Source organism: Coleofasciculus sp. (assembly GCF_046565525.1).
Lineage (GTDB): Bacteria > Cyanobacteriota > Cyanobacteriia > Cyanobacteriales > Coleofasciculaceae > Coleofasciculus.
The window spans coordinates 18,772-28,537 of sequence record NZ_JBKHUP010000094.1; the positions used below are offsets into that span (position 1 = coordinate 18,772).

Genomic DNA, 9,766 nt, shown 5'->3' on the forward strand with positions numbered 1-9,766 from the left:
AAACTGATGTTTGATGTTTGGATGGGCGAAGCATTCGCGATGGAAGTTTAGCCGTAAAACCGAAAAATCCGGGCGCGAATGCTTTGTGTCTACGAATGCGTGACTATTGGATGGGCGAAGCATTCGCGATGGAAGTTTAGCCGTAAAACCGAAAAATATGGGCGCGAATGCTTCGCCCCTACACGGTTTGCGCCTCGATCCAAAATCGGCTTCCCTGATGGGGTGATGATTCAACTCCCGAACGTCCTCTTAGACGTTCCATGCCTTTACGGACAAGGGCTAAACCAATACCACTACCAGGATAAGTTTCACGACCGTGGAGGCGTTCAAATACCAGGAAAATCTTTTCTTGGTATTCTGGCTCAATGCCAATTCCATTATCCTCGAAATTGAGTCGTATCCACGTACAACCATTTACATCTTGTCGTTCCTCTGCCCACACCTGTATCTGAGGCTGCACCGTCTCTGGGACAAACTTGATCCCATTGACAATCAAATTTGATACAACTTGGATGAGTGTACCACGATGACCCCAAACTTCGGGCAAAGGTATTACCCCTTTCTGGGCTACGTTAATTTGGGCGTATGTGTTTTTGATAGTTTCTTGGAGTTGAAAGAGTACTTCTGTCACAATGGAATCTAAACTAATCGGCTTGAGGGGGAATTCCAGGCGTCCCAAGCGACTATATTCTAATAAGTCTTGGATCATGTTGTCCAAACGCTGGGCAGACTTGATAATCCGCTGAGCATAGTCTAAACCGATTGAATTTAACTGGGAACCGCAATCTTCAACTAAGGCATTCGCAAACCCTTGCATGGCTCGTAACGGCGCTCTGAGATCGTGAGAAACTGTGTAGGAAAATGCTTCGAGTTCACCATTGATAGCTTGCAATTTTTGCGTTCGTTCGGTTATCCGTTCTTCTAGTTCAGTGGTGTAGCGTTTAAGCTGCTGTTGTAATCGGGATTGAGCGATCGCGATCGCGAGTTGATTGGTGACCTCTTGTACAATGGTCTTATGTTCCTCATTCAGGACATTTTCTCCACTGAATTCTAGGTTGAGTGTGCCAATTAATTCTTGCTTACTTCTGAGTAGAATAATCTGGAAAGATTCAGCGTTCTGTGAGAGTAAGGCTTGCACTATGGGTTGCAATAATGGCACAATCTCTAGCTGTGGGAGTTGATGGATTTTACCGTCAGCGAATTGGGTAAGCTTTGAGGTAAATGGTTCTAGAGCAATTGTTGTTCCGGCTGGGTTATCTACCTCACCGTCAGTCGCGAGGAGAAGGGCTTGCTGCGAGTCCCAATCAAACACCACAACACTCAGATGACGACGAGATAGCAAAGCGTTTAAACCCCTTAACGCCACTTGCGCGATCGCAGAGGGTGATTGCTCGGCGAGAATGGCTTTGTCAATGGTTTGTAAGGTTTGCAGGCGGTCAATCGTCTGTCGCAATTGAATTTCAAGTTGTTTGCGCTGGGTGATGTCAAACGTAAAGCCGAGAATTTGATCGATTTCACCGCGATCATTTAACATCGGCACATATTTGATTACTGTGGTAAAGGGGTTAGTATTCGGTAATGTAATCGTGGCTTCTATTGTCTGCGGAGTTCGGGTTTCTACCACATGCTTGAGCGTCGGTAAATACGATTCAGTAATCTCCGGCGACCAGATTTCTTCATCAGTGTGTCCTAGATACTCCGCTAATGACTTTCCCGTGCGTTCAAGGGCTGTCGTATTCACAAAAATAAACCGTCGCTGATCATCATAGATCACGAACATATCTGGACTATGATTTACCGCTAGCCGGAAGCGCTGTTCACTCTGACGTAGGGCTTTTTCTGACTGTTTGTATTCGGTAATATTATGGTTAACTTCTAAAATTCCAAATGGATCTCCTTGGTGTTCTCGCTGCAATGTCCAACGACTCGCCACAGTAATGTTAGTCCCATCCCTTGTACTCTGTATCAACTCACCGGGCCAATATTCTTGATGCCATAATTGAGCCTTAATTTCGCTTAACGGCTGCGGAAAAATAGTGTGCAGCAATTGGTGGGCATTTTGCCCAACGGCTTCTTGATTACTCCAGCCATACAAGCGTTGCGCCCCCTGATTCCAATAGGTAATTTTTCCCTCTAGATCCAGCACCATAATCGCGTCATTGGCTAAATCCAATAGTTGTGCTTGTTGGCGAAGCTTTTCTAGGACTAATTTCTGGGCGGTAACATCCGTCTGCACTCCCAGAAAGTGAGTTAATTTTCCCTGGGAATTTCGCACGGGTGAGATATAGAGATTGTTCCAGAATAAAGAACCATCTTTACGATAGTTCCGCAACGTTACTTTACATTCTCTTTGCGTCGCAATCGCCTGTCGTAATTCATCCAATCCAGTTTGATTTGAGTCATCTCGGTGCAAAAAGCGACAGTTACAACCGAGTGTTTCTGAGGCGCTGTAACCGGTGAGTCGTTCAAATCCAGAATTGACGAAAATAATTGGGTTATCCGGTTGATAGGGATCACTAATTAAAATCCCGTTGCTACTCGCATTAACCGCACTCTCTAGTATCCGCAATCGTTCCCCTTGCTGACAACGATCAATCGCTGCACTGAGAATATTCGCGATCGCTTGTAAAAAGTTAATATCATCTTGGCTAAACTGGCGGTAAACTGTGCTATGAACACCCAAAATTCCAAAGGGTTGATTCTCTGGATTAGACATGGTGTCCCAATGTTTCAGGTTCCCTAGTCTCGCTGAGGAAAGTCCGGGGATAATCACACTCATCCCACTGACAACTCCATGATCGCGTAATAGAGGTGGACCCGAAAATCGTGATTCCGTCCGCAAATCTTCGACAACGACTGGTTTTTGGGAGACGAGAGTATAGCCTGCTTGGGAATTAATTCCCGTATCTACAGTCGCTTTACCGACTAAACCAACTTGCCAACCTACACCCGCCCGCAACAACAATGCTTTGCCATCGGGAAGTAATTCCAGGACTTTGGTGTAGTCTACGTTGAGCGTTTTCGCTAACAAATTGACCGCACAATTCATCAAAGAGTCAATGTTAATCCCTCTTAAGGCATATTGACTAAACCGCACAATTGTAGTTTGCTGAGCAATCCGGGCTTGGAGTGTGGCGATCAGTTGTAAGTTCTGGGAAATAGGGACAGGTTGAGTCGTTTGTGGCAAAGAAGATTGGGGCTGTAACTTAGACGCTAAGGCAGCACAGACGGCTGTCACCAGTTTTGGATAATGGGACGGCGATTTAATAATATAGTCATCTAAACCCGCCTTCATTGCCACTACAGCAAGTTCTACACTGTCTTGACTGGTAAACATGATAAATGGACAAGCAGGTTGCAGGCGTTTAACCTGTTTCAAGACAGCTATACCCGTTGTCCAAGGGAGTTCATAGTCCGCGATCGCAATATCAAAATGATCCTCTAAAAGTACCTGCTTTAGGTCTTTAGAGTTAGTTGGCTGTGCGACGCGCAGTGCGGAAAACTCTCGCTGTAATTGACGAATGATTAAGGCTCGTTCATCTGGGTCCTCGTCAATGAGGAGCAGATGCACAGGAGTGTTAATCACAATTTGTCACTTTGGAAGGATGTTCTACTCAGAATATCTCATTATTACCTATCCCATCTCTGACTTATGGAAGAAGTTGGAGATATAGCAACCGCCATAGCTGTTAGGACACATCATTTATGTAGAGACGTTGCATGGAACGCCTCTATGGTGCCTTTGTCCTAATCGATGTGTCTACTGCTATATAAACGTTCGGGATAACCCCAAACCCAAACACCCCACTACGAGTAAGCCAAGTAGAACAGACGATTCAGGAACTAGGGAACAGAGGTTCCTATCATCGGATTTGGCATGATCTATCCCCAGTAGGAGAATTCCTCTGAAATCTTTGGATAAACTGCACAGCAGACGAGTACTTCTACCAACGCAAGTCAAAATTTCTAACTTGAATTTATAAAATATGACAATAACTACTTCAACAGCCAAAGCCTCTTTATCTCAACCGGAAATTCCTGTTGCTCAAGTGCGTCAAAATCAGGGCGGCGAACTCGACGCGATCGCCAAGTATCGCCGTGCGGCTAATTACCTAGCAGCGACTCAAATTTATCTCAAAGATAACGTTCTATTACGCGAACCCTTAAAACCAGAACACATTAAAGATCGTTTACTCGGTCACTGGGGGACTTGTCCCGGTATTAATCTAGTCTATGCCCATCTCAACCGACTGATCCGGCGTTACGATGCCAATATGTTTCTGGTGACAGGACCCGGACATGGTGCGCCCGCAAACCTTGCCAATCTTTACCTAGAAGGGTCTTTAGGAGATTATTATCCTAACCTTACCTTCGATGAAGCTGGAGTGTATCAGCTAGTCAAGCAATTTTCTTGGCCCCGCGGCTTTCCGTCTCACCTGTATCCGGGGATTCCGGGCACCATTCACGAAGGGGGTGAACTAGGCTACGCCTTGGCGACAGCGTTTGGGGCGGTGATGGATAACCCCGATCTAGTGGTTGCTTGTATCGTTGGCGATGGCGAGTCAGAAACCGGACCCACGGCTACAGCATGGCATGGAACAAAATTCATTGATCCGGCTGAATCCGGGGCAGTTTTGCCGATTTTGCACTTGAATGGCTATAAAATCGCCAGCCCCTCTATTTTTGGCACGATGAGTGATGAAGAATTGCTGCATCTGTTTACCGGGTACGGTTACCAAGTGCGGATTGTCGAAGATGCGGACTTGGATGCCGATATGTATGCTTCAATGGATTGGGCATATCAGGAAATCTGTCGGATTCAACAAGCCGCCCGTTCGGGGAACCGCCTCAGCAAACCCCGTTGGCCCCTAATCATCTTGCGATCGCTAAAAGGATGGACGGGGATTAAAGAAGCCGACGGTGTACCGATTGAAGGGAATTTCCGTTCTCACCAAGTTCCCCTCAAAGAGGTGAAGAGTAATCCCGAACATCTAGAACTGCTCGAAAATTGGTTCCGTTCCTACCATCCTGAGGAACTCTTTGACGAAAAAGGACAACCCTTACCCGACATTTTAGACCAATGTCCTCAAGGGGAACGACGCATGGGCAGCAATCCCCATACCTTCGGTGGGCGTGTGCGTCAACCCTTGGATTTACCGAATATTTTTAACTACGCTGTTCCCGTAGAACACCCAGAAGCAAAAGAAGGGTGTAAACAGGGTGAGAGTAGCATTAGCAATACTTATGAGGCGGGAAAATACCTCCGGGATGTGATTCAGCAAAACCCCAACAACTTCCGTATTTTCTGCCCCGACGAACTCGAATCCAACCGTCTTCACAAAGTCCTTGACGTTACCCAGCGGAACTATCAGTGGCCCACTGGACCCTTTGATGGCGAGATTGGACCGGATGGGGGACGAATTATTGAGGTGCTGAGTGAACATACCTGTCAGGCTTTCTTACAAGGCTATCTCCTCACCGGGCGACATGGTTTATTCCCCTCCTACGAGGCATTTTTGGGCATTATCACCACGATGATGGATCAATATGCCAAGTTCTTAAAATATTCCCAAGAATTCTCGTGGCGTCCGCCTGTATCGTCTCTGAATTACTTAGAAACCTCAACCCTGTGGCGACAGGAACATAATGGTTTTTCTCACCAAAATCCTGGCTTTATTAATAGTGTTTTGGATCAGCAAGCCGACTATGCCCGGGTTTATTTACCCCCAGATGCGAACTGTTTACTCAGTACGATTGACCACTGCTTGGAGAGTACAGGCTATGTCAATTTAGTCATTTCCAACAAAAATCCTCTACCCCAATGGTTGTCCATGGAGGAGGCGATCTCACATTGTCGGGCGGGCGGTTCAGTTTGGCAATGGGCGAGTACCGATGATGGGGTTAATCCGGATGTGGTACTGGTGGGAATTGGTGATTGTCCCACGTTAGAAGTTATGGCAGCCGAGCAAATCCTGAGACAAGAATTACCGGAGTTACGGGTGCGAGTGGTTAACGTGACGGACTTATTAATTCTTGAACAAAATTCCACTCATCCTCACGGGTTAGACGATGAAATGTTTACTGCGTTATTTACCCCCGATAAACCTGTTATTATCAATTTCCACGGTTATCCTTCGCTGATTAAGCAATTGTTATTTGGGCGTCCAACTATTGAGCGATTCCAGATTAATGGGTATCAGGAAGAAGGGACAACCACCACACCCTTTGATATGCAAGTCCGCAATGGTACGAGTCGTTATCACTTAGTTATGCAAGCGATTCGCTTAGCCGCACGACAAAATCCTTACGTTTCAGCACAGGCAAATAACCGAGTTCGTCATTATGAATATGTGCTAGCTGCTCACGGGCAGTATATCGTTGAGAATGGCGAAGATCCTGAAGAGATTACCAATTGGCAGTGGTGTTAATTTTTCAGGGAACAGTTCTGTAGGGGCGGGTTTGACTATTATCCTTTTTTGTGACCCAGATGCTATTAAACCCGCCCCAATTGTTCCAGACGTAGCGTGCTACGTCTGGAACACCTCCATTCTTTTGTTATCAGAATCAGGGATGAAAATTTTAGTATTAAATGCGGGTTCTAGTACTCAAAAAAGTTGTTTGTATGAGATTGGTGAATCTTTGCCAAATTCTCCACCAGAACCAATATGGGAAGGCAAAATTGATTGGAATGAAAAGTCAGACACGGAGCTATTAAAGGTTAAGAATTGTAACGGAAAATCCCTGGAGGAACGCCTACCCACCGATGACCGAATTAAGGCGATTTCTCAAATGTTGAATACACTCTGGCGCGGTCAAACGCAAGTTATTTCCCAACTAAGTGACATTGATGTGGTAGGACATCGGGTGGTTCATGGCGGCGATAAATACCGTCAACCAACATTTATTAACGCTGAAGTGAAAGATGCGATCGCGTCTCTATCTCCTCTGGCTCCATCCCACAACCCAGCGAATCTAGAAGGAATTGAGGCGATAGAGAATATTTTACCAGATATGCCCCAAGTGGCTGTATTTGATACCTCATTTCATGCTCAAATTCCCTTACCCGCCGTGATTTATCCGGGTCCTCAGGAATGGCTGGATCAAGGAATACGTCGTTATGGTTTTCATGGTATAAGTCATCAATACTGTCTGGAACGAGTTGCTCAGTTGTTGGCAAAAGACGCTAAATCGTTACGAGTAATTACCTGTCATTTAGGTAATGGGTGTTCCTTAGCCGCAATCCGGGATGGGATTAGTATCAATACAACCATGGGTTATACACCTTTAGAAGGGTTAATGATGGGTTCTCGTTCGGGTTCAATTGACCCTTCTATTCTGATTCAACTGATGCGACAGGGGTATAATGCGGATCAATTAGAGCATCTGCTGAACAAAGAATCAGGATTAAAAGGATTATCGGGAGTGAGTAGTGATATGCGCCAAATCAATGACGCGATCGCGGCGGGTAATCAGCAAGCTAAGCTCGCTCTAGATGTCTATATCCACCGCTTACGCTTCTATTTAGGGGCAATGTTAACATCCTTGGGTGGATTAGATGTATTGGTATTTACTGGCGGGGTTGGTGAACATCAAGCCTCTTTAAGATCTGCTGCATCTGACGCCTTAGCGTTTTTGGGACTAAAAATTGACTCAGACAAGAATGAAACCAATCCCGTAGATGCGGATATTTCCACAGAGGATTCAAGCGTGCGCGTTTTCGTGATTCATACCCAAGAAGACTGGGCGATCGCGCAATCCTGTTGGAATATGGTGAGGGAGTCGGCTAAGTCGTGAAAATCTGTAGGGGCGGGTTTAGATCTTTAATCACTTCAGGCATAGGTTTAGGCGTAAGGGAAAAGACTTCCTTTAAACTGTTGAGCTTTTTACCTCTAGTAACGTCACTCACCACATCAACTGTTCTATTATCACTTGTGTAATCTTACTGAGCCTGCTCCAACCAATCCACTAAATTCGCCACGTCGGAAAAATCCAACAGCGCTTCTGCTAACGCTTCCAACTGTACGATAGGTAATCTTCTAACTCGCTCAATTAATACTGGCTCAACCTCACCCAACCGCCGCTTAAGCTGACGGACAATCAAATTCACCTCTCCTGCTCGTGGCTGCTGCTGATCTAACCAATCCGCTAGATCTCCGATTTCAGAAAAATTAAACAACGCCACGGCTAAATTGTCTAACTGCTCAGGAGATAACTCTCGAACCCGTTCGAGCAGTGCTGGCTCAATCTCACCCAGCCGCCAATTGAGCTGACTTCTAATTAATTTAAATGCTCCTTGTTGCAGAATATCTTGATAAATTACAGAACCACGCATCATATCCTCCCGCAAAAACCGACGAATTAAATCTTTTTCAAACCGTAACCCCGCGAGAATTTCTGTACAACCAGAAATATTTTGTCGCTGCTCCCTATTAGGAATTCTAGCGACTTGTTCCGCTACCTGCGCCAACAATCCTTGAGGCTCCTCTGTTCGCGCCAATGTCGCCAAAGGTAACAGTGTTGGATTAGCTAGAAATGGTGCTGGTTCTTGTTCCCACAGGCGAACTACTCGGTAGCGGTGAATCGTTGAAATCACAGAGTCACGCATCATATCCTCCCGCAAAAATCGACGAATTAAATCTTTATCAAACCTTAACCCCGCAAGAATTTCCGTACAACCGGAAATATTTGTTCCCTACCCCTCCACAAGACTCCCTGCAGCAGACTCTACTTACCCCACCGCCAGAGGATTTAACCAGCGTATAATCTCTAATTTCAGTCGATTTAAGTCCCGATAAACGCCTTGCTTCATCCATTGACCGATCGCATCAAAGGGAGTAAATGCATCTCCCGTTTTCCAGTTGACATCTTGTCCCAAGGGTGTTAAGTGATTTCCCGGTAACATTTGCAGCACCACCATATTAGGAAATCGCTGTTGCAGAACAGGTGATAGGATTGCGGTTTGGTCTATCTCGTCATTGACAAATTTAATCAGTAAATTGCGGCGGACGGCGTATTGCTGGGCAATCAGTTCGTTGGTTTGTTGGGGTGAGGGGGTAAATTCAACGTCAAAGGCTGGCTTGATATTCAACTGCTTGAGGAACGTCAACTGATCCAGCACGTTGAACTGTTCCAGAAATGGGATCGCCTGTTTAGCAGGGTAGTTGTTGAAAGAAATCAAAATATTACCCGCCCGTTCCACAGAATACAGACTGCCAATCAGCAGATGCAGTTTACAACCCATGCTATGTCCGACACCGTAGATGGGTAAATACTGTTTATTGAGTAGTCTTGTGGCTTTGAGGCGATCTAGGGTAGTCTCAAAACGGTTGAGAACTTCCCGGGCGATCGCAACGTGATCTAAAGTATTGATAAATGGCGTAGCTACAACCAGGTAACCCTGACGCCCTAATTGCTCAAGTAGCCAACGGTAGGTGACTTGGGGCGCAGCCGCAATAAATGCCCCACCCAAAAAATGCACGATACCAATGGGACGGGAAGGAATTAAAACCCAGCTACCAGATAGTTCTTGCCAGTCCATAGGAAGAGAGGGAAGTTTATATATCTTTATATCTTGACATTCTTCCGGCTGAGTGGCGTTACTTATACCCCTACCCCACCGATTTCGACACCTCCCGTGACAAGTCAGATCGGAAGCCATACGGCAAAGGAGAAGGACGCTGGGGGAACAGTTGACTTCTCCCCCGGCTAAAGCGCGGGGGATTCTAAGCGGATACTACAGGACGGGCTAGAAGCCACGTCATGAAAG

At 46.0% G+C, this 9,766-nt stretch carries 5 protein-coding genes; 2 read left to right on the plus strand and 3 right to left on the minus strand.

Going from position 1 to position 9,766, the window contains the following annotated elements; genetic code table 11:
* Positions 1–178: 178 nt before the first annotated feature.
* The gene (locus ACLGGO_RS27225) at positions 179–3,586 is read right to left on the minus strand and encodes a PAS domain S-box protein (RefSeq protein ID WP_446421631.1); all 3,408 of its coding nucleotides are present in this window, start codon (positions 3,584–3,586) and stop codon (positions 179–181) included.
* 400 nt (positions 3,587–3,986) lie between these two features.
* On the opposite strand from ACLGGO_RS27225, the gene ACLGGO_RS27230 reads away from it, so the two are divergent.
* Positions 3,987–6,428, plus strand: coding sequence for a phosphoketolase family protein (locus tag ACLGGO_RS27230; RefSeq protein ID WP_446335335.1), 2,442 nt, complete (start codon positions 3,987–3,989; stop codon positions 6,426–6,428).
* Positions 6,429–6,570: 142 nt separating this feature from the next.
* On the plus strand, positions 6,571–7,794 hold the full coding sequence (locus ACLGGO_RS27235) for an acetate kinase (protein ID WP_446421632.1): 1,224 nt from the start codon (positions 6,571–6,573) through the stop codon (positions 7,792–7,794).
* Between the two features lie 145 nt (positions 7,795–7,939).
* Here ACLGGO_RS27235 and ACLGGO_RS27240 read toward each other — a convergent pair whose 3' ends face one another.
* A complete protein-coding gene (locus tag ACLGGO_RS27240; RefSeq protein ID WP_446421633.1) occupies positions 7,940–8,608 on the minus strand; it encodes a DUF4351 domain-containing protein in 669 nt (222 codons plus the stop codon).
* Positions 8,609–8,728: 120 nt separating this feature from the next.
* Positions 8,729–9,538, minus strand: coding sequence for a DUF1350 family protein (locus tag ACLGGO_RS27245; protein WP_446421634.1), 810 nt, complete (start codon positions 9,536–9,538; stop codon positions 8,729–8,731).
* Positions 9,539–9,766 lie beyond the last annotated feature (228 nt).